The sequence below is a fragment of the Pseudomonas sp. MOIL14HWK12:I1 genome, assembly GCF_000510705.1.
Lineage (GTDB): Bacteria > Pseudomonadota > Gammaproteobacteria > Pseudomonadales > Pseudomonadaceae > Chryseomonas > Chryseomonas oryzihabitans.
Genome location: NZ_KI783307.1, coordinates 1,489,874 through 1,513,383, shown reverse-complemented (window position 1 = coordinate 1,513,383; position 23,510 = coordinate 1,489,874). Strand labels below are relative to the sequence as shown.

General features: G+C 68.8%; 20 protein-coding genes and 1 riboswitch. Of the genes, 10 read left to right on the top strand and 10 right to left on the bottom strand.

The genetic code is table 11. The annotated features are described in order from the left end of the window. The first annotated feature begins 1 nt into the window (after window position 1). From PSEK12I1_RS0116980 to PSEK12I1_RS0116970, 3 genes are read left to right on the top strand one after another with little or no spacing between them, the layout of a single operon-like run. Window positions 2-799: an ABC transporter ATP-binding protein gene (locus PSEK12I1_RS0116980; RefSeq protein ID WP_027602333.1), complete on the top strand. Its 798-nt coding sequence runs from the start codon at window positions 2-4 to the stop codon at window positions 797-799. Continuing rightward, window positions 790-1,575 carry an IucA/IucC family C-terminal-domain containing protein gene (locus tag PSEK12I1_RS0116975; RefSeq protein WP_037007046.1) on the top strand — a complete coding sequence of 262 codons (786 nt, stop codon included), beginning with the start codon at window positions 790-792 and terminating at the stop codon, window positions 1,573-1,575. The genes PSEK12I1_RS0116980 and PSEK12I1_RS0116975 overlap by 10 nt, the downstream gene beginning before the upstream one ends. Continuing rightward, window positions 1,560-2,171, top strand: a complete 612-nt coding sequence (locus PSEK12I1_RS0116970) for an RraA family protein (protein ID WP_027602331.1) — start codon at window positions 1,560-1,562, stop codon at window positions 2,169-2,171. The genes PSEK12I1_RS0116975 and PSEK12I1_RS0116970 overlap by 16 nt, the downstream gene beginning before the upstream one ends. A 5-nt stretch (window positions 2,172-2,176) precedes the next feature. Here PSEK12I1_RS0116970 and PSEK12I1_RS0116965 read toward each other — a convergent pair whose 3' ends face one another. After that, on the bottom strand, window positions 2,177-3,073 hold the full coding sequence (locus tag PSEK12I1_RS0116965) for a LysR family transcriptional regulator (RefSeq protein ID WP_027602330.1): 897 nt from the start codon (window positions 3,071-3,073) through the stop codon (window positions 2,177-2,179). An 86-nt stretch (window positions 3,074-3,159) separates the two neighbouring features. Between PSEK12I1_RS0116965 and PSEK12I1_RS0116960 the strand changes: the two genes are divergently transcribed. The 4 genes from PSEK12I1_RS0116960 to PSEK12I1_RS0116945 are packed head-to-tail and all read left to right on the top strand — an operon-like array spanning window position 3,160 to window position 7,498. After that, the gene (locus PSEK12I1_RS0116960) at window positions 3,160-3,936 is read left to right on the top strand and encodes an SDR family NAD(P)-dependent oxidoreductase (protein WP_027602329.1); all 777 of its coding nucleotides are present in this window, start codon (window positions 3,160-3,162) and stop codon (window positions 3,934-3,936) included. Between the two features lies 1 nt (window position 3,937). After that, window positions 3,938-4,693: an SDR family NAD(P)-dependent oxidoreductase gene (locus PSEK12I1_RS0116955; protein WP_027602328.1), complete on the top strand. Its 756-nt coding sequence runs from the start codon at window positions 3,938-3,940 to the stop codon at window positions 4,691-4,693. A 40-nt stretch (window positions 4,694-4,733) separates the two neighbouring features. After that, window positions 4,734-6,134 carry an aspartate aminotransferase family protein gene (locus PSEK12I1_RS0116950; RefSeq protein ID WP_027602327.1) on the top strand — a complete coding sequence of 467 codons (1,401 nt, stop codon included), beginning with the start codon at window positions 4,734-4,736 and terminating at the stop codon, window positions 6,132-6,134. Then, the gene (locus PSEK12I1_RS0116945) at window positions 6,131-7,498 is read left to right on the top strand and encodes a glutamine synthetase family protein (RefSeq protein ID WP_027602326.1); all 1,368 of its coding nucleotides are present in this window, start codon (window positions 6,131-6,133) and stop codon (window positions 7,496-7,498) included. The genes PSEK12I1_RS0116950 and PSEK12I1_RS0116945 overlap by 4 nt, the downstream gene beginning before the upstream one ends. A gap of 9 nt (window positions 7,499-7,507) precedes the next feature. Here PSEK12I1_RS0116945 and PSEK12I1_RS0116940 read toward each other — a convergent pair whose 3' ends face one another. From PSEK12I1_RS0116940 to PSEK12I1_RS0116895, 9 genes are all read right to left on the bottom strand, one after another. Then, on the bottom strand, window positions 7,508-8,833 hold the full coding sequence (locus PSEK12I1_RS0116940; protein ID WP_027602325.1) for a tetratricopeptide repeat protein: 1,326 nt from the start codon (window positions 8,831-8,833) through the stop codon (window positions 7,508-7,510). Between the two features lie 239 nt (window positions 8,834-9,072). Then, window positions 9,073-10,875 carry an allophanate hydrolase gene (gene atzF / locus PSEK12I1_RS0116935; protein ID WP_027602324.1) on the bottom strand — a complete coding sequence of 601 codons (1,803 nt, stop codon included), beginning with the start codon at window positions 10,873-10,875 and terminating at the stop codon, window positions 9,073-9,075. A gap of 11 nt (window positions 10,876-10,886) precedes the next feature. After that, the gene (uca, locus tag PSEK12I1_RS0116930; protein WP_027602323.1) at window positions 10,887-14,486 is read right to left on the bottom strand and encodes an urea carboxylase; all 3,600 of its coding nucleotides are present in this window, start codon (window positions 14,484-14,486) and stop codon (window positions 10,887-10,889) included. Between the two features lie 191 nt (window positions 14,487-14,677). Beyond that, window positions 14,678-15,313: an urea amidolyase associated protein UAAP2 gene (locus PSEK12I1_RS0116920; RefSeq protein ID WP_027599332.1), complete on the bottom strand. Its 636-nt coding sequence runs from the start codon at window positions 15,311-15,313 to the stop codon at window positions 14,678-14,680. A gap of 9 nt (window positions 15,314-15,322) precedes the next feature. Then, a complete protein-coding gene (locus PSEK12I1_RS0116915) occupies window positions 15,323-16,033 on the bottom strand; it encodes an urea amidolyase associated protein UAAP1 (RefSeq protein WP_027602322.1) in 711 nt (236 codons plus the stop codon). Between the two features lie 11 nt (window positions 16,034-16,044). Continuing rightward, window positions 16,045-16,803, bottom strand: a complete 759-nt coding sequence (locus PSEK12I1_RS0116910; protein ID WP_027602321.1) for an ABC transporter ATP-binding protein — start codon at window positions 16,801-16,803, stop codon at window positions 16,045-16,047. Next, window positions 16,803-17,615 (bottom strand): ABC transporter permease, encoded by an 813-nt coding sequence (locus tag PSEK12I1_RS0116905; protein ID WP_027599335.1) that lies wholly within the window; start codon window positions 17,613-17,615, stop codon window positions 16,803-16,805. The genes PSEK12I1_RS0116910 and PSEK12I1_RS0116905 overlap by 1 nt, the downstream gene beginning before the upstream one ends. A 23-nt stretch (window positions 17,616-17,638) precedes the next feature. Then, a complete protein-coding gene (locus PSEK12I1_RS0116900; RefSeq protein WP_051399134.1) occupies window positions 17,639-18,703 on the bottom strand; it encodes a putative urea ABC transporter substrate-binding protein in 1,065 nt (354 codons plus the stop codon). A 51-nt stretch (window positions 18,704-18,754) separates the two neighbouring features. Then, window positions 18,755-18,854, bottom strand: a riboswitch (guanidine-I (ykkC/yxkD leader). A gap of 177 nt (window positions 18,855-19,031) precedes the next feature. Beyond that, complete coding sequence (locus PSEK12I1_RS0116895; RefSeq protein ID WP_027599337.1) at window positions 19,032-19,937, bottom strand: LysR family transcriptional regulator; 906 nt, start codon at window positions 19,935-19,937, stop codon at window positions 19,032-19,034. A 171-nt stretch (window positions 19,938-20,108) separates the two neighbouring features. Between PSEK12I1_RS0116895 and PSEK12I1_RS0116890 the strand changes: the two genes are divergently transcribed. The 3 genes from PSEK12I1_RS0116890 to PSEK12I1_RS0116880 are packed head-to-tail and all read left to right on the top strand — an operon-like array spanning window position 20,109 to window position 23,506. Then, the gene (locus PSEK12I1_RS0116890; RefSeq protein WP_027602319.1) at window positions 20,109-21,629 is read left to right on the top strand and encodes an ABC transporter substrate-binding protein; all 1,521 of its coding nucleotides are present in this window, start codon (window positions 20,109-20,111) and stop codon (window positions 21,627-21,629) included. A 48-nt stretch (window positions 21,630-21,677) separates the two neighbouring features. Continuing rightward, the gene (locus PSEK12I1_RS0116885; protein WP_007161747.1) at window positions 21,678-22,595 is read left to right on the top strand and encodes an ABC transporter permease; all 918 of its coding nucleotides are present in this window, start codon (window positions 21,678-21,680) and stop codon (window positions 22,593-22,595) included. A gap of 8 nt (window positions 22,596-22,603) precedes the next feature. Further along, complete coding sequence (locus PSEK12I1_RS0116880) at window positions 22,604-23,506, top strand: ABC transporter permease (protein WP_007161746.1); 903 nt, start codon at window positions 22,604-22,606, stop codon at window positions 23,504-23,506. Window positions 23,507-23,510: the final 4 nt, after the last annotated feature.

The following is a 23,510-nucleotide window of genomic DNA, read 5'->3' as shown; positions in this document are numbered from 1 at the left end:
CATGGCAACCCTGGCCAGCCGCGGCCTGACCCTCGGCTACGGCACCCAGACCATCATCGAGGCCCTCGACCTCGAATTACCGCCGGGGCGTGTCTCGGTTCTCATCGGCAGCAACGGCTCCGGCAAGAGCACCCTGCTCAAGGCCTGTGCCCGGCTGCTGGAACCGCGCCAGGGCCAGGTGCTGCTCGACGGCCAGGACATCCACCGGCAGTCCACCGCCGCCCTGGCCCGGCAACTGGCGGTCCTGCCACAGACCCCGGTGGCGCCCGAGGGCATCAGCGTGCGGCAACTGGTGAGCCTGGGCCGCTATCCCTACCAGAACTGGATGCGCCAATGGTCGGCGGACGATGCCACGGCGGTGGACAAGGCGCTGCGCCTCACCGACCTGCTGGCGTTGGCGGAGCGACCGGTGGACGATCTCTCCGGTGGTCAGCGCCAGCGCGCCTGGATCGCCCTGACCCTGGCCCAGGACACCGATTGCCTGCTGCTGGACGAGCCCACCACCTACCTGGACCTGGCGCACCAGATCGAGGTGCTGGACCTGCTGCGCCAGCTGAACCGGGAGGAGGGCAAGACCATCGTCATGGTGCTGCACGATCTCAATCTCGCCTGCCGCTACGCCGATCACCTGGTCGCCGTCCATCAGCGTCGTGCCTTCGCCCAGGGCGCACCCGCAGAGGTATTGACGGAAGCCCTGGTACGCGAGGTGTTCGCCCTGGAATGCCGGATCATCGCCGATCCCTATTTCGGCACGCCGCTGTGCATTCCCTTTGGTCGCGAGGTACCGCCATGTGCCTGAGGCCCGCCCTCGACAGCGCCCAGCGGGACGAGCTGCGTTCTACCTTCGGTCTGCGCGAAGCCAGTGAGCGCGACGGGCAGCACAGCCAGCCGGTGGCCGCCTGGCTGGACGCCGCACGCTGCGCCGAGTTGCTCGACGACCTGGCGGAGCGGATGGCAGCGCCTACCCGGCGGGTCGCGGCGTCGCTGTTGACCAAACGGCTGGGCTTTCTCACCACCGGGGTGGCCTTCCAGGCCCTGTCGGCCTATGACCGGCGCCTGGACCTGACGCCGGGCAATGTCTGGATCGAGGATGGCCATGTCCAGGGGCGCTGGCGATCGGCCCTGCCGCTCAGCGATACCCGGCCGCTGCCCGCCCTGGAGGATCACGCCACGGCCCGAGCACTGCTGGCCCGCACCCTGTTCGGCGAGCTGCTGCGGCCGCTCTGGGAGACCCTGGCGCGGGTTGGCCGCGTCTCGCCCCGCATCCTCTGGGAGAACGCCGCGGTGCGGCTTTATTCGCTGTACGACCGGCGCCTCGCCGAACTGGAGGATCCGGCCATTCGTGCCCGCTGCGCCGAGGATTTCGCCTGGCTGCTGGCGGCGACGCCGGCGGAACTTGGGCTGGAGACCAATCCGCTGGCGCAGTTCCGCCGGCCTGCGACGGCCAATACCCTTGGGCGCCCCGTTCGCTTCCGGCGCACCTGCTGCTTCTACTACCAGGCCACGGCGCCCGCCGAATACTGCAGCAACTGCCCGCTGATCCGCCCCCGGGAGGCCGCATGCCCGGCCCCCTGAGCGAGCTGCCGGCCGAACTGATCGCCGGCTACGCCGAGGTAGCCGCCTCGACCCTGGGCCATCTCGGGCGCACGGGCTATCTGCCCGAACTCAAGCCGGTGGTGGCCAATACGCGTCTGCTGGGCCGGGTGGTGACGGCGCGCATTCCCTTACCCCATGGCGCCCTGTTGCGCGAGGCTCTGATCGCCAGTCGCCCGGGCGACGTCCTGGTGATCGAGGCCGTGGGCGATCCCCACTGCGCCTGCTGGGGCGAATTGCGTACCCTGGCCGCCCTGATCAAGGGCCTGGCCGGTGTGGTGGTGAATGGCGCCATCACCGACGTCCAGGCGCTTCGTCAACTCGGCCTGCCGGTCTTCCATCGCGGTATCAGCGCCGTCACCACCCAGGGTGGCGAGGCGCTGGGCGAATTGAATGTCGAACTCCAGCTCGGCGAGACCCGCGTTTGCCCCGGTGACCTGGCCCTCGGAGACGACGATGGCCTGTTCGTCCTGTCGCCCGCGCAGGCCGCAGCCTTGTTGCCCGGTGCGCTGGCCAAGGAGGCCGCGGACCAGGCGCGGCGTGCGCAGCTGCTGCAGCGGCTGACCGAAGGGCGCTGACGCCACTACTCCGGCTTGGTGCCGATCTGCTCGCGCAAGAGTTGCAGATAGCGCCGCGCGCCCAGGCCCTGGGGGCGATTCTTGATCCAGATGACGTCGATCCAGCGGCGGATCTGGCTGGCCATGTTGTCGAATCGCACCTGTTCGAGCAGGCCGGCGGCGATCAGCGGCCGCACCAGCGGGTGGGGCAGATAGGCCCAGCCCAGCCCGGCCTGCACCAGGTCCAGCGTCGCCAGGTAGCTGTCGGTCAGCCAGACCCGTTGCGACAGCACGATCTGCGGGTCCGAGGCATTACGGTCGCCCCCGGCCACCACGATCTGGCGGGTATCGGCCATCAGCGTTTCGCCCAGTGGCCGATCCTGGCGGGAGGCGGGATAGCCGGGCGCGGCCACCGCCGTGAGCAACTGGCTCCCAGCCTCGGCGAAACCTTCCAGCGCGTTGATGCCCGGGCGCTCGAAGATCAGCGCCATGTCCACGCTGCCCTCGTGCAGCAGGCGGATCGCCTCGGCGCGGGCGGCCGAGCGGATCTCGATTTCCAGCGCCGGAAACTCCTCGGCGAGGGTCATCAGCGGGCGGCTCCAGGCGCCGGTCTGCAACTCCGGCGCCATCACCAGCACGAAGCGCCGCTCAAGGCCTGCGTGCAATTGCAGAGCATGGGCGTCGAGCAGCGTGAGCTGGCTGGCCACCTGCCGCGCCTGGGGTTCGAGGGCGCGCGCGGCGGGGGTCGGCAAGGCCTTGCGGGTGGCGCGATCGAACAGCACCAGGTCCAGCTCGGCTTCCAGTTGGGAGATCGCCATGTTCACCGCGGAGGGCACCCGCCCCAGGACGCGAGCCGCGGCGGAAAAGGAGCCCTCGTCGATCACGGCGAGAAAGACCCGGAGTGTTTCGCTGGTAAAGGCCATGGTTGTCAATTTCGCTGATAACGATCGTCTTTTTGTATCAGCCAGACCGGCTTAGAGTCCAGCCAGACCACAGCGGAGACAGCCACATGAGCGAGTCGATGGCGGGCCAGGTGGCCCTGATCAGCGGTGCCGGCAGCGAATCCGGTATCGGCATGGCGATCGCCCGGCGCCTAGGCGCGGCGGGGGCGCGGTTGATCGTCACCGCCAGCAGCGCCCGGATCGCGGAGCGGGTGGCGGAGTTGCGCGCCGCCGGCTTCACCGCCGAAGGCCGGGCGCTGGATCTCACCGAGGAGACGGCCGTTGGCGAGTTCTGCCAGTGGGCCGAGGCGCGCTGGGGCCGTATCGACATCCTGGTCAACAATGCCGGCATGGCCATGCAGGGCAATCCCGAGCCTCTGGTCGAGGTGGCGCGGATGACCCTGGCCGACTGGAATCTGACCCTGGCGCGCAACCTGACCACGGCCTTCTTGCTGACCCGCGCCGTGTTGCCCGGCATGCAGGCGCGCGGCTATGGCCGCATCGTCCATGTCAGTTCCGCCACCGGCACCCGGGCGGGCATTCCGCAGGCCGCGGCCTACAGCGCGGCCAAGGCGGCCATGGTCGGCATGAACATGAGTCTCGCGCTGGAGGTGGCCGGGCAGGGCATCACGGTCAACGCCGTGGCGCCCGGCTGGATCGAGACCGCCTCCAGCCTGCCGGAAGAATTGCAGGCCGCGACCCGGGTGCCCGTGGGCCGCGCCGGTCGTCCCGCCGAGGTCGCCGCAGCGGTGGCCTTCCTGGCTTCGCCCGAGGCCAGCTACATCACCGGGGAATACCTGGTGGTGGACGGTGGCAACAGCCGCATCGAAAACAAGGGGGCCTGACATGCAGCCAGTCGTGCTGATCAGCGGGGTTTTGGGGGGCATCGGCCAGGCGGTGCGTGCGCACTTTCTGCAGGCCGGCTGGCGGGTCTTCGGTACCGATCTCGATGGCGCGGCCCTGGCGGCGCTCGAGGCCGAAGGTGGCCTTGCCGGCCAGCACGCCGCCGACCTGCGCCAGGCCAGCGCCAGCCGGGAGGTGGTCGCCAGCGCCCTGGACCGCCTCGGTCGGCTCGACGCCCTGGTCAATTGCGCCGGTGTCTGGCGCGAAGGCCCAGCCGAGACCTTCAGCGAGGAAGACTTCGACCTGGTGCTGGACGTCAATCTGAAGGCCAGCTTCTTTCTCTGCGCCGCGGCCATTCCCGCGCTGCGGGACACCCGGGGCGCCATCGTCAACCTGAGCAGCGATGCCGGTCGCCAGGGCAATCGCAATGCCGCCGTCTACTGCGCCAGCAAGGGGGCGGTGACCCTGATGACCAAGGCCCTGGCCCTGGATCTGGCGCCCAGCGGGGTGCGCTGCAACAGCATCTCCCCCGGCGATGTGGCGACGCCCATGCTGAGCTTTCAGGCCGAGCGCTATGGCGACGGCAATCCCGCCGCCTACCTGCAGGACCTGTTGGCCAAGTATCCGCAAGGTGAAGCGGCGCGCTTCATCCAGCCCGAGGAGGTCGCCGAGCTGGCCTTTTTCCTGTGCCAACCCGCCGCCCGCTCCATCACCGGCGCGGACCTGGCCATCGATTGCGGCGTCTCGGCCGGGCACTGAGCCCGAGCCGATTCGCCCTCCACCCCAAGAGGAGTCCGAAATGACCACCAGTGGTATCAGCGAAGCCGCCGTGCAGAGCTTTGTCGCGGCCGAACGCGAGCGCTTCCTGGCGCGCAATCCCAAGTCCCTGGCCCTGGCCGAGCGGGCCCGGCACTCGCTGTTCGGCGGTGTACCCATGCACTGGATGAACGACTGGTCGATGCCCAGCGCGCTGTTCGTCAGCCATGCCCAGGGCTCGCGCTTCCATGACGTCGACGGCCACGAGTACGTCGACTTCTGCCTGGGCGACACCGGCAGCATGTTCGGCCATTCGCCGGCGCCCATCGCCCGGGCCCTGGCCGAGCAGGGCGCGCGCGGGCTCACGACCATGCTGCCCGGCGAGGATGCCGTGGTCGCCGGGGAATTGCTCGCCGAGCGCTTCGGCCTGCCATTTTGGCAGGTGGCGACCACCGCCACCGACGCCAACCGCTATGTCATCCGCTGGGCGCGCGCCATCACCAATCGCAAGATGCTGCTGGTGTTCGACGGCTGCTACCACGGCACCGTCGACGACGTCATGGTGCGCCATCAGGAGGGGCGTACCGTGCACCGCGGCGGCCTGATCGGCCAGGCCCACAACCTGGCCGAGACCAGCCGGGCGGTGCCCTTCAATGACCTCGCGGCGCTGGAGGCGGCACTGGCGAAAGGCGACGTCGCCGCGCTGATCTGCGAGCCGGCCATGACCAACATCGGCATGGTGCTGCCCGCCCCGGGGTTCATGGAGCAGGTCCGCGCCCTGACCCGGCAGTACGGCACCCTGCTGATCATCGACGAGACCCATACCCTGTCCACCGGTCCCGGCGGCTGCACCCGTGCCTGGAATCTCCAGCCGGACTTCATCACCTTCGGCAAGCCCATCGCCGGGGGCGTGCCCTGTTCGGCCTATGGCTGCAGCCACGAGATGGCCCAGGCCATGCGCCTGGCGCAGCAGCATGCCAGCGAGACCAGCCACGGCCATGTGCACAGCGGCATGGGCACCACGCTGTCGGCCAATGCCCTGGCCATGCGCTGCCTGCGCGTCAGCCTGGAAGAGGTCATGACCCCGGCCGCCTATGCACGGATGCTGCCGCTGGCGGCGCGACTGGCCGCCGGCCTGCGCGAGGTGATCGCCCGCCATGGCCTGGCCTGGTCGGTGACGGAGCTGGGCGCCCGCTGCGAATTCCAATTCTGCGCCACGCCGCCCACCACCGGCGCCGAGGCGGAAGCCGCCTTCCACGACAGCCTGCAGCAGGCGCTGCACCTCTACCTGATCAACCGGGGCATCCTCATCACCCCCTTCCACAACATGACCCTGTGCTGCCCGGATCTCGAAGCGGCGGACGTCGACCGCCTGCTGGCCACCCTCGACCAGGCTCTTGGCGAGCTCCTGGCGTTGCCCAGCGCCCGGGAGTGTCAGCCATGAACTTCGCCGACGCCCAGGAAGCCCGTGACTTCCTCGCCGCCCACCCCGAGGTGCGCAGCATCGAACTCATGCTGATCGACGCCAATGGCGTGCCGCGCGGCAAGCTGCTGCACCGTGACGAATTGCTGGCCATCTACGAGGAGGGCCGGCCGCTGCCCAGCTCCATCCTGGCGCTGACCCTGCAGGGGGAGGACGTCGAGGCCACCGGCCTGGTCTGGGAGGTCGCCGATGTCGACTGCTGGACCTATCCGCTGCCCGGCAGCCTGACCCTGCAACCCTGGCGCAGCACCCCGACCGGCCAGGTGCAGGTGAGCATGCACCCGACCCAGGGCCTGCCGGCCACCCCCGCCGATCCCCGGCATGCCCTGGTACGGGTGATCGAGCGGCTGCAGGCCGACGGCTTCCAGCCGGTGATGGCGGTGGAGCTGGAGTTCTATCTGCTCGACCGCACCCGCGACGCCCAGGGCCGGCCGCAACCGGCGCTGCAGATGAATGGCGTTCGACCCGGCTCGCCGCAGGTCTATGGGGTCTACGAACTGGAGCAGCTGCAGCCCTTTCTCGACGACCTCTACGCCGCCTGCGAGGTGCAGGGCCTGCCGGTGCGCACGGCCATCTCCGAATACGCCCCCGGCCAGCTCGAATTGACCCTGCTGCACCGCGTCGATGCCCTTCAGGCCATCGACGAGGGCATTCGCTACAAGCGCCTGGTCAAGGGGGTCGCCAACCGCCACGGCCTGCAGGCCTGCTTCATGGCCAAGCCGTTCGGCGACCAGGCCGGCAGTGGCCTGCACCTGCACGTCAGCCTCGCCGACGCCGCGGGCAACAACCTCTATGCCAGCGAGGATCCGCAGGGCACGCCACTGCTGCGCCACTCCATCGGTGGCATGCAGCACCGGATGCTGGATGCCCTGGCGATCTTCTGTCCCAACGCCAACTCCTACCGCCGCTTCCAGGCCAACAGCTATGCGCCGCTGGCCAAGAGCTGGGGGGTCAACAACCGCAGCGTGTCCCTGCGCGTACCCGGCGGTCCGGCCAGCAGTCGCCACATCGAGCACCGCATCTGTGGCGCCGATGCCAATCCCTATCTGGCGGCCGCGGCCATCCTCGCCGCCATCCATGAGGGCATCCGTGATGAACGTGACCCGGGGCCGGCCACTGTCGGCAACGGCTACGAGCAGGCCACGGACTTCCTGCCCACCGACTGGCTGACCGCGCTACAAGCGCTGGAGCGCTCCAGCTGGATCCGGGAGGCACTGGGGGAGCGCTTCATCGAGGTGTACCTCGCCATCAAGCACGCGGAGTACCGGCAATTCATGGCCGAGGTGGGCGAGCAGGACTGGCGCTGGTATCTGACCCACGCCTGACCCCGCGCTTCAGAACGCCAGGCTGGCCTGCCAGCGCCGATCCCGGGTCGAGGGCCGCCGGTGAAGCCGCTCGTCCAGCAGCGCCGCGGCCCTGGCGTGTTCACCCCCGCGCAGCAGGGCGACCAGCAGGGTGTCTTCGATGACCTCGCGCTGGGCGCCACTGCCGCCGATGCGGGCGACGTCCCCGCGCAGCGGTTCCAGCAGCCGGGCGCAACCTGGGTAGTCCTCCTCGGCAAAAGCCAGCAGGGCGCGGCAGAGCAGGGGGACTACCGGTCCGGCGGCCAGGCCGCCGTCGCGCAGGCGGCTTTCCAGTCCAGCGATACGGGCTTCGACCGCCAGACGATCCCCGATCGCTGCGGCGATCAGCGCCATATGGACGTCGGCGAAGGCCAGTCCCGGTTGCTGGAACAGCCCCTCCGCACTGGCGGCGGTGGCCTGCCAGAGCTCGGCGGGCACCTCATGGCCATAGAGTCCCAGGCGCCAGAGAAAGGAGGCGTTGTCGCTGACCCGATTGAGCGGGCCGGCGGTGGACGCCGCCGGCGCCACGAAGCGCTGATAGAGGTCCAGCGCGCCCTGGCTGTCGCCCTGTTCCAGGGCCACCAGGGCGCCATGCCAGGCGATATGCCCATGCAGGGTGCCGTGGCGCGGATACTCGGGCAGCCAGCCGGCGATCAGGGCCTGCGTGGCCTGGCTGTCGCCGGATTCGTGCAGGACATGGGTCAGGGCATGGGCCGCATTGACGTTGTGGCGGCGCAGCTCGAGCGCCCGCTCGGTGAGCACTCGACCGCGGACCACATCGCCGTTCTCGCCATGGGACCAGCCGCGGTAGGTCAGGAACCACCAGTCGTCCGCGGCGAAATGGCGGGCATGGCGTTCGCAGAGGTCGACCCGCGCCTGGTCATGATCGGCCCGCCCGGAAAACGCCAGCAAGCCAAAGGCCCCCAGAGGCAGGCCAAGGATCAGGATGTCGCGTGGCCAGCGCTCGGCATGTTCCAGCGCGCCCTGCAGCGCCCGCGCGCCTTCCCCGCCGATCAGTCGCCGCAGGACCTCGACATGGCTGCGCTCGCGCTCCGTGCCAAGCCGCTCGACCAGCCGCTGCGCCCGCGCGATGGTCTCCCGGGCCGCGCCGGCCTGGTTGTCGATCAGCTGCAGCCGCGCCCGTGCTGCCAGCGCCAGCGCGAAATCAGGATCGGCCGCGATCGCCTCGTCGAGCGCCTCGGCTGCCCCGGGCCAGAGCGACAGCAGCAGGTCGACGCCGGCTTGATAGCGCTCGGCGGCGTGGGCGGAAGGGGTGGACAGGGGGAGGTCGTAGCGGTCGGTGCAGGAGAGAGGCATGAGGGTGTTTCGATCTTCAAGCGAGGAGGCGCCACTGCCCAGCAACGGTCAGCGGCTTCGAACACCCTAGATAGCAGGCGGCCACGGGTACGGCTAGCGCCCGCGGCTCATGGCGGCTTGAGAGAAGCTCATGAACGGCAGACGGGTGCGTCCGTCCACCGCTTGCACAGCGGCGGCTAGAAGCGGCGCGCTGCGCGTCCTGGGATACGGTGGCTTCGCCGCCTGGCCCGTCGCCCGACCTAAACGGCGCTGCGACTTGCCAACCACGCCCGCCACCCACCATGGTCGGTAATGTCCTCGGCGCCGGCCAGGCCGTAGGGCTCGCAGATGAAGCCGGTTTCCCAGCTGCCATCGGCCAATTCCACCTTGCCCAGGCCGAGCGGGGCGGGGATGCCGGTGAGAAAGCTGCCCAGTTCGCTGCTGGGCAGCTCCCAGACTTCCACCTCGATGGCGGCGCCGTCTTCGGCGACCCGGACCATGCCGGGACGGAGCGGCGGGCCGCCGGCCAGGGCGTGGAGGCGATAGTGCGGCGCGCTCCGGGTCAGAGCGAGGCGTCGGCCGCCGCGGGCGAGCAGCTGGCCGTTGAGGGGCAGTCCCTGCAGATGGGCGCCGCAGACCACCAGGCGGGCACGGTCATGGCGGGCGGGGCGCGCCGGCAGGCTGGCGCCTGGGTGGGCGCCGCCGACCAGGGGTAGGCCCTGGGCTTCCTGCAGGGCCGCGGCCAGGCTCAGCAGGTACTGGTCGGTGAAGACCCGGCCGAACAGCGTCACGCCCCAGGGCAGTCCATTGGTCATGACACCGGCTGGCACGGCCACCGCGGCGTAGTCCAGCAGGTTCATGAAGTTGGTGTAGTAGCCCAGGTCGGCGTTGCGGGCGACCGGCTCGGCGGCCAGTTCGGCCAGGGTCACCGGCCGTGGATAGGTGGGGGTGAGCACGCAATCCAGCTCGGCCAGCAGGGCATCGCACTGGGCTTTCAATGCCTGCAGGCGATAGCCGGCGCGAAAAGCGTCCACTGCCGTGGTGCCGGGCGCCTTTTCCAGCACGGCGCGAATCACCGGCAGCACCGCGTCCGGCTCGGCCTCGATCAGGTCGCCGGCCACGCTGTAGCGCTCGGCCACCCAGGGACCCTCATAGAGCAGGCGCGCGGCTTCCAGAAAGGGCGCAAGATCCAGCGGCACGGCTTCGCCACCCAGGGCTTCCAATTGCGCCTTGGCGGCCGCGAACAGCGCCGGGCTTTCCGGGCAGCCGAGGAATTCCAGCTGGGTCGGGACGCCGAAGCGAAAGGGCCGCGGGCGGCCGAAGGCACTGGCGTCGTTCCACTGCGGATTGGCGCGGCTGTAGGGATCGCGCGGATCGAGGCGGGCGGTGAGCGCCAGCAGGGTGCTGGCTTCGGCGGCGGTGGCGGTAAAGAAGGTCACGCAATCCAGGGTCTGGCAGGCGGGCACCACGCCGGCGGTGGACAGCAATCCCTTGCTGCCCTTGAGGCCCACCAGGTTGTTCAGCCCCGCGGGTACGCGCCCCGACCCGGCGGTGTCGGTGCCCAGGGCGAAGCTGGCGACGCCCAGGGCCACGGCCAGGGCCGACCCGGCACTGGAGCCGCCGGAAGGATAGTCCGGGTGGACGCTGTTGCGGCAGGCGCCATAGGGCGAACGGGTGCCGTTGAGGCCGGTGGCGAACTGGTCGAGATTGCACTTGCCGAGGGGCACGGCGCCCAGGGCGACCAGCTGCTCCACCAGGGTCGCCGAGCGCTCGGGCACATAGGCATAGGCCGGGCAGGCCGCCGTGGTGGGGATGCCGGCGAGGTCGATGTTGTCCTTGATGGCGAAGGGGATGCCATAGAGCGGCAGCTCGGCGGGATCGCGGTCATCCAGGGCGGCGAGATAGGGCTCCAGCTCGGCCGGGGTCAGCAGGTGGATGAACAGCCGGTACTCGGGATTGAGCTGGGCGGCTCTTTCCAGCAGTTCAGCGATGAGGACTCGTGGTGTCTGGGTACCGGCGGCATAGGCGGCGCTCAGGGTGTCGAGGCGCAGATCGAATGTCATGGTGACTTCCTTCACGTCTTGTCGATGACCAGCAGGCGCTGGCCGGCGCGGATCGGCGAGCCGGGCTGGACCTGCAGGTCGTGGATCCGGCCGCTGCAGGGGGCGAGCAGCGGGATTTCCATCTTCATGGACTCCAGGATCAGCAGCGGCTGGCCGGCTTCCACCTGATCGCCCGGTTGCACCTGGGCCTGCCAGAGATTGCCGGCCACCGGACTTTCCAGGGCCAATTGGTGGCTGGCGAGGGGGGCGTCTTCGGTGGCTTCGACGGCGGCTTCCTGGCTGTCGAAATGCGCCTGGCCGGAGTCGATCCAGCGTTGCCGCTCCGCGGCGAAGGCGCTCTGCTGACGCCCGCGAAAGGTGGCGATGCCCTCGGCTTCGCGGGCCAGGAAGGCCTGGTAGTCGGCCAGGGACAGTTCGCTCTCTTCGATGCGCAGGGGTACCCGTCCCAGGGGGAAGTCGGCGCGGATGCGCAGCAATTCTTCCGCCGAGACTTCATAGAAGCGGATCTGATCGAAGAAGCGCAGCAGATAGGGTTGGCCGTGGAAGGCCTCGACTTCGCGATAGCGATTCCACATCTGCAGGGTGCGCCCGACGAACTGGTAGCCGCCGGGGCCTTCCATGCCATAGACGCACAGATAGGCGCCGCCGATGCCCACCGAATTTTCCGCGGTCCAGGTGCGCGCCGGGTTGTACTTGGTGGTCACCAGCCGGTGGCGCGGATCCAGGGGGGTGGCCACCGGTGCACCGAGGTAGACATCGCCGAGGCCCATCACCAGGTAGCTGGCGTCGAAGATGATGCGCTTGACCGCCTCCAGCGACTCCAGGTCATTCACCCGGCGGATGAACTCCAGGTTGCTCGGGCACCAGGGGGCGTCCTTGCGCACCGTGGTGGTGTATTTCTCGATGGCCAGGCGGCAGGCCGGATCATCCCAGGACAGCGGCAGATGGACGATGCGCGAGGGTACCCGCAGGTCCTGGGCATCGCCCAGCGCCTGCCAGCAGCGACTGACCGCCGCCAGCAACTCGGCCAGGGGCAGGGCCTCGGGCTGGTAGTGCACCTGCAGCGAGCGGATGCCCGGGGTGAGCTCGCACAGCCCGGGCAGCGCCAGGGCGGCCAGCGCCTGCATCAGGCCATGGCCGCGGAAGCGCAGGGCGAGGTCCAGCTCCGGTGGGCCGATCTCCAGCAGCAGATGGGTATCCCCGGACAGCCGCGCCACCAGGCGCTCGGCGCCCTGGCCCAGGTCCAGCACCACGGGATCGCCGCGCTCGGGCGCGACGGCGATCTCCGCCTGCGGCTGCAAGCTGCTTTCCTCGGTCAGGCGTGCCAGCTGCAGACGCCGTGCGGTGGCCAGGTCCACCGGCAGGAAGCGCACCCGGTCACCGGCCTTGAGCTGGCCCAGTTGCCAGAGGTCGGCTTCGATCACCGTGACCGGGCAGACGAAGCCGCCCAGGCTGGGGCCGTCCGGGCCAAGGATGACCGGCATGTCGCCGGTGAAGTCCACGGCGCCGACCGCATAGGGATTGTCGTGGATGTTGGAGGGGTGTAGACCGGCTTCGCCACCGTCTTCGCGGGTCCATTCCGGCTTGGGCCCGATCAGGCGCACACCGGTACGACTGGAATTGAAGTGCACCTCCCAGTCGGTGGCGAGAAAGAGGTCCAGATAGGCCGGGCTGAAATAGTCCGGTGCACCATGGGGGCCATAGATGACGCGCAGGGTGCGGGTCTCGGCGAGTTGGGTGGTCAGGGCGGCGGGTAGCCGGGCCTCCGTGTGTGCGTCGGTCAGCGGGTGCAGGTGCAGCACGTCACCGGCGCGCAGGGCGCGGCCACCGTGGCCGCCGAATTGACCGAGAGTGAAGGTGCTGCGGCTGCCCAGGTATTCGGGCAGGTCCAGACCGCCTTTCAGGCAGAGATAGCTGCGGGCGCCGGCGCCGCTGATGGCGCCCAGTTGCAGGATGGCACCCGCGGGTACGCGAAAGACGCTGTCCATGGCCTGGGGCTGGTCATCCAGCAGTATCGGCAGCGCCGCGCCGGTGACCGCCACCACGGCCTCGGTGTTGAACTTGAGGGTCGGGCCGGCCAGGGTGATTTCCAGGGCGGCCGCGCGGGCGTCGTTGTCGAGCAGGCGATTGCCCAGGCGCAGGGCGCGGTCGTCCATGGGGCCGGAAGGGGGAATGCCCACCGACCAGTAGCCGAGGCGTCCGGGGGCGTCCTGCACCGTGGTCTGGGTGCCGGCGCTGAGCACCTCCAGGGTGGTGGCCTGGTAGGTCAGGCCTTCCAGGCAGCGGGTCCAGGGCTGGCCGCTGGCGAAGGGCGCGGCGGCGAGGATCTGCCGCAGGTAGTCGCCGTTGGTTTCCACGCCATAGAGCCGGGTTGCGGCCAGGGCCTGGTCGAGACGCTGCCGAGCCGAATCCCGGTCCGGGGCCCAGGCGATGACCTTGGCCACCAGCGGATCGAAATAGGGCGGGATCTCGCAGCCGGCCTCGACCCAGGTGTCCAGGCGCAGCGCCCGGCCCTCCGCCGGTGGAAAGTCGACCTGGGTCAGCAGGCCCGGACTGGGCTGGAAGTCGCGACCCGGGTCTTCGGCATAGAGGCGCGCCTGGATGGCATGGCCCTGGGGCTGCAGCCCCGCGGCGAGGGTTGCCAGCGGCGGCAGGTCGCCGGCGGCCAGTTCGATCATCCAGCGCACCAGGTCTACGCCCCAGACCTGCTCGGTGACGCCGTGCTCGACCTGCAGGCGGGTGTTCACCTCGAGGAAGTAGAAACGGTCGGCGGCGCTGTCGTAGACGAACTCCACGGTACCGGCGCTGCGATAGCGCACCGCCCGCGCCAGCTTCAGCGCGGCGGCGCAGAGGGCCTCGGCCATGCCGGCCGGCAGGTTGGGCGCCGGGGTTTCCTCCAGCACCTTCTGGTTGCGGCGCTGTACCGAGCAATCGCGCACGCCCAGCGCCAGGACCTCGCCCTGGCCATCGCCGAACACCTGCACCTCCAGGTGCCGCGCCCGCTCGATGTATTTCTCCAGGAAGACGCCAGCGTCGCTGAAGTTGTTCTGGCCCAGCCGGCGCACGGCGTCGAAGGCCTCGGCGAGTTCAGTGTCCGTACGGCACACGCGCATGCCGATGCCGCCACCGCCGGCAGTGCTCTTGAGCATCACCGGATAACCAATCGCACGCGCGGCCGCCAGGGCCGCCTCCAGGGTCTCCAGCAGCTCGGTGCCCTCCAGCAGCGGTACGCCCTGGGCGCGCGCCAGGGCCCGCGCCGTGTGCTTGAGTCCAAAGGTGCGCAGCTGCTCGGGGGTGGGACCGACGAAGGCGATGCCGGCCGCTTCGCAGGCTTCGGCGAAGGCGGCGTTCTCGGAGAGGAAGCCATAGCCGGGGTGGATGGCCTGGGCGCCGCTCTGGCGCGCGACCTCGAGCAGCTTGGCGGTGTCCAGGTAGGTGGCCGCGGCGGCGCCTTCGCCCAGGCTGAAGGCCTGGTCGGCTTCGCTGACATGGCGGCTGGCGCGATCGGCTTCGCTGTAGACGGCGACCGCGGCGACGCCCAAGTCGCGCAGGGTGCGCTGGATGCGGCAGCTGATGGCGCCACGGTTGGCGATGAGCAGGGTGGTGAACATTCGAGGCGTCCTCGAAGGCGGCGGGCCGTCCCGCCAGATAAAAGCTCTCGGGGTCGTCCCCAAGAGGCCGCGCGAGGGCGGTGGGTCAGTCGGCGTCTAGCGCTTGCCGCGGTAGCCGTAGCGTCCGGCGCGGACTTCACACAGCCGATAGAGGTGCGGCCGCAGCCACTGCCAGAGCTGGCGTACGCGGGTCAGTCCCATAGCAGCACCTCCGCCGGGGTGGGATTCCAGCCGTTGCAGGGATTGTTCAACTGCGGGCAGTTGGAGATCAGCAGGATGACGTCGGTCTCGGCGCGCAATTCCACGTACTTGCCGGCGCCGGAGATGCCATCGGCGAAGGTCAGGCCGCCATCCGCGGTCACCGGCACGTTCATGAAGAAGTTGATGTTGGCGCCGATGTCGCGCTTGCCCAGGCGCCCGTCATGGCCACCGGCGCAGAGGAAGTTGTCGCGGCAGCTGTGCATCTGCCGGCGGTCCAGGGCGTAGCGCACCGTGTTGCTCTCCTGGGAGCAGGCGCCGCCCAGGGTGTCGTGGCGGCCACAGGTGTCGGCGACGATGGTCAGCAGCGGATTGCCCAGGTTGGAATAGAGCACGCTGCCGGTCGACAGATAGACCCGGCCCTGGCGCCTCAGGGTGCGCTGGGGATCGTAGCGTTCCTGGGGATTGGCAGCGGCGTAGAAGAGGGTGTCCACCGCCTGGTTGCCTTCCAGGTCATGGATGCGCAGGGTCTGGCCGGCCTTGACCTCCTTGAGGTAGGGCGCTCCGGCCGGCAGGACGGCGCGGTAGCTGGCATCTTCCGGGCGTTTGGTGCTGGCGATCAGATTCATGGCGGGGCCTCAGAGGAAGTAGCGGGCGGTGTTCTGGAAGGCGCGCTCGTTTTCCGGGCGCGAGGTGCGGCAGCGATCGGCCGCCTCGGGCGCGGCGCGCAACTGGGCGAGATCGACCGGGCGTGGTGCATAGACCGGATCCGGGTCCAGCGGATGCTGCAGGGCGGTCAGCACCACCAGGGTGTTCATGGGCGCATACAGCTCGACCAGATCGCCGGCGCGGGAGTTGCCGGGCACGAAGGCAAAGGCGCCCTCGGTATCCACGTCCACCCGGCTGAACAAATTCAGGGTCATCAGCAGGTCTTCCAGCCCCAGGCCCCACTTGGCCAGCTCCACCAGCAGGTTGTCGGTGCCGTTACGGTGGAAGCCGTTGCGCAATTCTTGGTAACGCCCCGCGCCGTATTTTTCGGCCACCTCGGCGGCATTGGCCACGCCGCCGAAGCTGTCGTGCCAGCCGCAGGTGTCGCGCACCACGGCCGCCAGCACCCGTCCCATGTCGGAATAGAGGCAGTGTCCGGCGGTGAGACGGGCGGTGTGCTGGCCCTTGAGGGTATCCGGCAGATTCAGCCGCTCGCTGCGGTCATCGGCATTGAACAGCAGCAGGCTGACATTGGCGCCGCCTTCCACGTCGGTCAGGCGCAGGGTCTGGCCGCGGCGCAGGATGAAGGAGGCGGTACCGCCGCCGGGGACGCGTTCCTGGTAGAGCAGTTCTTCAGTCATGGGCAACCTCGTCAGATAAGGGCCGGCCGCGTCCCGGCCGCATGTACGGGCGGGGTCTTGGCGGTCAGGGGCAGGTCGTAGGTGATGCGGGCGCCATAGGCACCGGGGGCTTGTGGGTCCTGGCGGACCTTGTCGAACACCAGCACCCGGGTGGCCAGGCTGAAGCCCTCGTGCAGGTCATGGGTGACCATGAACACCGTGAGCGGGCGCTCGTGCCAGAGCTCCAGCAGCAGGGCGTGCATGTCCTTGCGGATGCCGGGGTCGAGGGCGCCGAAGGGCTCGTCCAGGAGCAGGATGCGCGGCCGGACGATCAGCGCCTGGGCGATGGCGAGGCGCTGCTGCATGCCGCCGGACAGCTGCCCCGGGTACTTGCCCAGCGCCTGGCCCAGGCCGACGCGCTCGAGCAGGGCGGCGGCCTGTTCCCGGGCCTGGCGCTTGGCCGTACCCAGCAGCCGGCCGAGCAGCGGGGACCTGGGCAATTCCAGGCCCAGGGCGACGTTGTCCAGCACGCTCAGGTGGGGAAAGACCGAATAGCGCTGAAAGACCACGCCCCGCTCGGGATCAGGTTCCGCTGACAGCGGCTGACCATCGATGCGGATCTCGCCCCGGCTGGGGCGCTCCTGACCGAGTAGCAGACGCAGGAAGGTGGACTTGCCGCAGCCGGAGGCACCGACCAGGGCGCAGAATTCGCCTTCGCGCACCTGCAGATTGAGGCCTTCGAGCACCACCTGCTCGCCGTAGCGTTGCCAGAGATTGCGGACCTCGATCATCAGCGACCCTCCCCGTACCAGGGAAAGGCGCGTCGCGTCAGCAGGCGCAGACCGGCGTCCAGCAGCCAGGCCAGCAGGGTGATCCAGGCCACATAGGGCAGGATCACGTCCATGGCCAGGTAGCGCCGCACCAGAAAGATGCGATAGCCCAGGCCATCGGTGGCGGCGATGGCCTCGGCCGCGATGAGAAACAGCCAGGCGGCGCCCAGCTGCAGCCGCAGGGCGATGAGCAGGCGCGGCAGCAGTTGCGGCAGCACCAGGCGCAGGATCACCGTCCAGCTGTTGGCGCCCAGGGTCTGGGCCTTGATCAGCAGCTCGCGGGGCAACTCCCGGGCACGCTGGTCGAGCTCACGGATCAGCACCGGGGTGACGCCCACCACAATCAGCATCACCTTGGCCAGTTCGCCCAGGCCGAAGACGATGAAGAGAATCGGCAGGATCGCCAGGGGCGGGATCATCGAGAGCACCGTCACCAGTGGCGACAGCGGCGCGCCGACTAGGGGCAGGCTGCCCGCGGCGATGCCCACCACCAGGGCGATCAGCGCGGCGATCCCCAGGCCCAGCCCCAGGCGTTGCAGGCTGGCCAGGGTGTCCTGCCAGAACGGATAACCCCCGGTGCGCACGTCGGCGGTAAAGGCCAGGCGCTGCACCGCATCGGCCATCTGCGCCACGCTGGGCAGCAGCTTGTCGTTGGGGTTCTCCGCCAGCCGGGTGGCCGAGCCCACCAGATAGAGCAGGGCGAGCAGGGCGAAGGGCAGCAGGACCAGCAGGAGCCGGCCACCCCGATCGGGATGCCGATTGATGAAGCGCATGGGCGTCGTCCTCGCGGCGGTACTCAGAGCTTGCCGTCGGCGGCCAGCTGTACGAAGGTCGGATCGAAGCGCAGCTTGAGATTGCCCGCGTCCCCGCTGGTCTTGCCGCCCGGATAGGCGATGCCGATGGCCTCGGCGCTGGGCGCGCCCTGGCCCAGTAGGCCGTGTTCGAAGGAGAAGTGGGCGATACGCTGCATGGTGGTCGGCAGCGCGGGGTTCTTGACGAAGGCCAGGGCCTCGGCGGGCGTGGCGAACAGCCGGGTCTTGTCCAGCTGCGCCTGGAAGCCGGCGAGATCGGTGCCCGAGGCCTTGGCCATGGCCTCCAGGGCGGCCTTGCCCTTGGCATCGTGGGCCTGCATCAGTGCCATCATCTCGAACCAGGCACCGGTCAGCGCCTTGCCCAGGGCGGGGTTATCCTTGAGCGTGGCGGTGTTCACCACCAGCATGTCGAGGATTTCGCCGGGAATCTTGCTGGAATCGAACACCTCGGTGGTGTCGGGCTGGGCCTTGACCTCGGCCAGCAGCGGATTCCAGGTCACCACGTTGCGCACGTCAGGCGTCTGGAAGGCGGCCACCATGTCGGCATCCGAGGTGTTGACTGTGGTCAGGTCCCTTTCGCTCAGCCCCACGCTCTGCAGCGCCCGCGCCAGCAGGTAGTGGGAGACGGAGAATTGCACGAGGTTGACCTGCTGGCCCTTGAGGTCGGCCAGGGTCTTGCCCTTGCCCTTCATCACCACGCCGTCGTTGCCGTTGGAGTAGTCGCTGACGATCAGCGCCGTGCTGTCCACGCCGCCCGCGGCCGGAATGGTCAGGGCGTCCATGTTGGTCATGGCGCAACCGTCGAACTGGCCGGTGGTGTATTGATTGATGGATTCGACGTAGTCGTTGAGCTGCACGACCTCGACGTGGATGCCGTATTTCTTGGCCCACTTGTCGATGATGCCCTGGGCCTGGGCTTCGCCCCAGGGCATCCAGCCGGCATAAATCGTCCAGCACACCTTGAAGTCGTCGCGCGGCGCCGCCTGAGCGGTGGCACCAAGCAGCAGGGAACAACCGAGAACGAGCGAGGCGAGCAGGGGATGGCGCATGGGACCTCCAATAGGATGGACGACGGGACAGGAGCACGCGACTGGCGCTGTGTCTCCCGGGCTTTTGTCCCGCCGTGTAACCCCATCAGAGGTCGACGACTCTCGGACCAGACACCCGCACGAGCGAGTCGGAACCCTAGTCATCCATTGCAGATTGTGGTGCATCAAACCGGCTGACCGGTGCTCCTGCACGCTATGGTCTTTGCCAGATGCGTGCCAGTTGCCTCCAGGCCCCGTGCCATGCTGGTTTTTTGCCATGACGGCGCTGCGCTACCGGCCGCGCCGCCCCGTTGCAGTGCATCGTAGTGGCTTGATGCACCGCTTTGACTCAGCGCCCCAGCGCCGCGATCAGCGCGTGGCGGAAGGCATTGACCGCCGGTGGCAATTCGCGACCCGCCATGCTCTGCAACTCGATCCGCCGTGCCGCCAGGCCCTCGTCCAGCAAGGGCAGGGCCACCAGTTGACCTTCGCGCAACCGGCTGCGCAGGCTCAACTCGCTGAACAGGCCGACCCCGGCGCCCAGCGCGGCGAAGCGATAGAGCGCCTGCATGTTGTTGCTCACCAGCACCGGCTCGAAGGACAGGCCCTGGACGCCACAGCAGATGTCGAACAGCTGGCGGATCGTCGTGTCCGGCGTCGGCAGCGCCAGGGGATAGGGCTGCAGATCGACCAGGGCCAGACCGGTGCGGCTAGCGAGCGGGTGGTCGGGAACGACGATCGCCTTGATGGCGCCACTCAGGGTGGCCTCGACGCGGATATCCGGCTCGGGCCTCAGGCTGAAGGTCAGCCCCAGATCGGCATCACCTTCCTGGACGCGGCGGGTCACCACGGCGGGGGCGCAGACCTCCAGGGAAAAGTGGATGCCGGCGTAGCCCTGGCGAAAGGCGGCGATCACCTCGGGCAGGAAGTCCAGCGAAAAGCCTTCGGTGGTGGCCAGGCGCACCTGACCGCGGCGCAGGTCGGCCAGGCCGCGCAGTTCGGCCGCGACCTGTTCGCTGGCCAGCTGCGCTTTTCGCGCATGCACCGCCAGACGCTCGCCGGCGGCGCTGGGCACCACCCCGCGAGCACGGCGTTCGAGCAGCGGCGTCTCCAGTTCGCGTTCCAGCTTGGCGATCTGGCGACTCACGGCACTGGCCGCGACATTGAGCCGTTGGGAGGCTTCGCTGATCGAGCCGCAACGCACCACCTCGAGGAAATAGCGCAGGGCGGTGGACTGGATTCCATAGGGCTGCATGGAGCCTCCTTTGCCGAAAAGGCATGGCTTGCATCTAAATATTCTGCTTGTGGCATGGGATGGCAAGACCTAGAGTCGGGTCAAGAGACCAATAACAGGCTTCAGCAAGAACTCCTTCCCCGCGCTTCGCGGACCTGCCTTTGACCAACCACCGCCCCGGAGACAGACGGCATGGGACTCAAAGGTTTCGCTTGTGGCATCGCGTTTTCCCTCTTCCTGGCCCAGGGCCAGGCCTTCGCCGGCAAGGCCAACGACACCTTGGTCTACGCCTCCGACACCGAACCCGAAAACGTCAGCCCCTATCACAACGATGCCCGTGAAGGCGTCATCCTCGCCCACCTGGCCTGGGACACCCTGATCTACCGCGACCCCCAGACCGGCGAATACAAGCCGATGCTGGCCACCCACTGGCAGCAGGTCGATCCGCTGACCCTCGACTTCGATCTGCGCCAGGGCGTGACCTTCCACAACGGCGATCCCTTCACCGCCGATGACGTGGTCTTCACCTTCAACTACGTGGCCTCGCCCGAGGGCAAGGTGGTCACCCAGCAGAACGTCAACTGGATCAAGAGCGCCGAGAAGCTGGGCGAATACAAGGTCCGCCTGCATCTCAAGCAGCCGTTTCCAGCCGCGCTGGAATACCTGGCCAATCCCTTGCCCATCTATCCCGGCAAGTATTTCCAGAAAGTAGGCCTGGCGGGCTTCGCGCAGAAGCCGGTGGGAACCGGGCCCTATCGCATCGTCGCGGTCACCAGCGGCCAGGGCGTCACGCTGGAACGCAATCCCGACTACTTCAAGGACAGCCCCCAGGGGCAGCCACGCATCGGCCATATCCAGTTCCGCGTCATTCCCGACGCCGAAACCCGACTCGCCGAACTCATGACCGGCGGCATCGACTGGGCCTGGCGCGTGGCGCCGGACCAGGCCGAGCAACTCAAGGCCGCGCCCAATCTCACGGTGGAAAGCGGGGCCAGCATGAGGATCGGCTTCCTCAGCATGGATGCCCAGGGCGCCTCCAGCCCGGATTCGCCCTTTGCCAAAGCCGAGGTGCGCCAGGCGGTCAACTACGCGATCAACCGCAAAGCCATCGCCAGTCAGCTCATGGGGGGCGGCAGCCAGCCGCTGCAGGTGGCCTGCTATCCGGAGCAATTCGGTTGCGACGCCAAGGCGGTGCCGGGCTACCCCTACGACCCGGCCAAGGCCAAGGCGCTGCTCAAGGCCGCCGGCTACCCCAACGGTTTCAGCACCGAGATCTTCGCCTACCGCGACCGCGACGTGGTCGAGGCGCTGATCGGCGACCTGCGCGCGGTGGGCATCGATGCCAAGCTGCGCTATCTGAAATACGCCGCGCTGCGTGACCAGCAGCGCGCCGGCAAGGTGCCCATGGCCTTTCTCGCCTGGGGCTCCTTCTCCATCGCCGATGCCTCGGCGGCCACCGGCGTCTATTTCAAGGGCAATGCCGACGACGTGGCCAAGGATCCCCAGGTGATCGACTGGCTCAAGGTGGCCGACACCGCCATGGACCCGGCCGTGCGCAAAGAGAACTACCGCAAGGCGCTGCAGCGGATCGCCGAGCAGGCCTACTGGGCGCCGGTGTTCAACTATTCCATCAACTATGCCTTCACCTCGGACCTGGCCTTCCAGCCCTATCCGGACGAGTTGCCGCGATTCGCCCTGGCCCACTGGAACTGATCCGTCCCGGCGCCCCGCACGGGGGCGTCTCTCGCCGAGGAGCCGAGCATGTCCGCATACCTCCTGCGCCGCCTGGGTATCGCCCTGGCCGTGGCCTTTACCGTTTCCCTCATCAGTTTCTTTCTGCTGCACCTATCCGGCGATCTGGCCACCGCCATCGCCGGCCCCGAAGCCACCGCCGAACAGATCGAGGTGGTGCGTCATCAACACGGACTCGATAAACCCCTGGCGACCCAGTACGTCGAGTGGGTCGGGCAGTTGCTGCGGCTGGACCTGGGGCAGTCGTTTTTCTTCCAGGAGTCGGTGCGGGATCTCATCGCCAGCCGCCTGCCCATCACCCTGACCCTGGGCGCCATCGCGCTGCTGGTGGCGCTGCTCATCGCCATCCCGCTCGGGGTGCTGGCCGCGGTCAAGCGCGACACCTGGATCGACCGCCTGGCGCTGACCCTGGCGACCTTTGGCCAGGCGATGCCCAGCTTCTGGTTCGCCCTGGTGCTGATCGTCGTCTTCGCCGTGACCCTCAAGTGGCTGCCGGTTTCCGGCAATACCAGCTGGCAGCACTTCATCCTGCCGGCGATCGCCCTGGGCTACTACGCCACCCCCTCGCTGATGCGCCTGACCCGCGCCGGGATGCTCGACGTGCTGGGCGCCGACTACATCCGCACCGCCCGGGCCAAGGGCCTGAGTCCGGCACGGGTGCTGTTCAAGCACGCCCTGCGCAATGCGCTGATCCCGGTGGTGGCCCTGGCCGCGGTGGAGTTCGGCTTCATGCTGGGCGGCTCGGTGGTGATCGAGGCGGTGTTCTCGCTGCAGGGCATCGGCCAGCTGGCCTGGGACGCCATCGCCCGTAACGACTTCCCGGTGGTGCAGGCCATCGTCCTCTTGATCGCGTTGATCTACATCGTGCTGACGCTGCTGGCCGATCTGCTCAACGCCTTGCTCGACCCGCGCATTCGCGTGCGCTAGGAGGCCCCATGACCGTCGCCAATCCCTTCGTGCTCGACGACTATCTGCCCCCACGGCCGACCCTGGGTCGCCAGCTGCGCCGCTGGTTCGGCCACCGCGGCTTCGCCCTCGGCGCCGTACTGCTGGTCATCATCGTGTTCGCCGCCCTGGCCGCACCCTGGCTGGCGCCCCACGACCCCTATGCCCAGGACGTGATGCAGCGGATGAAACCACCGGTATGGATGGCCAAGGGCACCTGGGCCCATCCGCTGGGCACCGACAAGCTCGGCCGCGACTACCTGTCCCGCCTGCTCTATGGCGCACGCATCTCGCTGTTCATCGGCCTGGCCGCGGCGCTCATTTCCGGCGCCATCGGTACCCTGCTTGGGGTGCTCGCCGGCTATTACGGTGGCAAGGTCGATGCCCTGGTGAGCTACCTGGTGACCACCCGCCTGGCCCTGCCGGTGGTGATGGTGGCCCTGGCCGCCGCCTCCCTGGTGGGCGGCTCGCTGAAGGTGGTGGTGATCCTGCTCGGCTGCCTGCTGTGGGATCGCTTCGCCGTGGTGGTGCGCGCCGCGGTGCAGCAGATCCGCGACGCCGAATACGTCGCCGCTGCCCAGGCCCTGGGCTGTTCGCCCTGGCGGGTAATCGTCGGCGAGATCCTGCCCAACCTGCTGGGCGCGCTGATCGTGGTGATCACCCTGGAGATGGCCCACGCCATCCTGCTGGAGGCGACCCTGTCCTTTCTCGGCGTGGGCGTGCAGCCGCCGTTGCCGTCCTGGGGCCTGATGATCGCCGAAGGCAAGCCCTACATGTTCTTTTCGCCCTGGGTGATCGCCATCCCCGGCGTCGCCCTGATGCTGCTGGTGCTGGCCATCAACCTGGTTGGCGACGGCATCCGGGATCTGGCCGCGCCCAGCGGGCGCAACTAAGCGG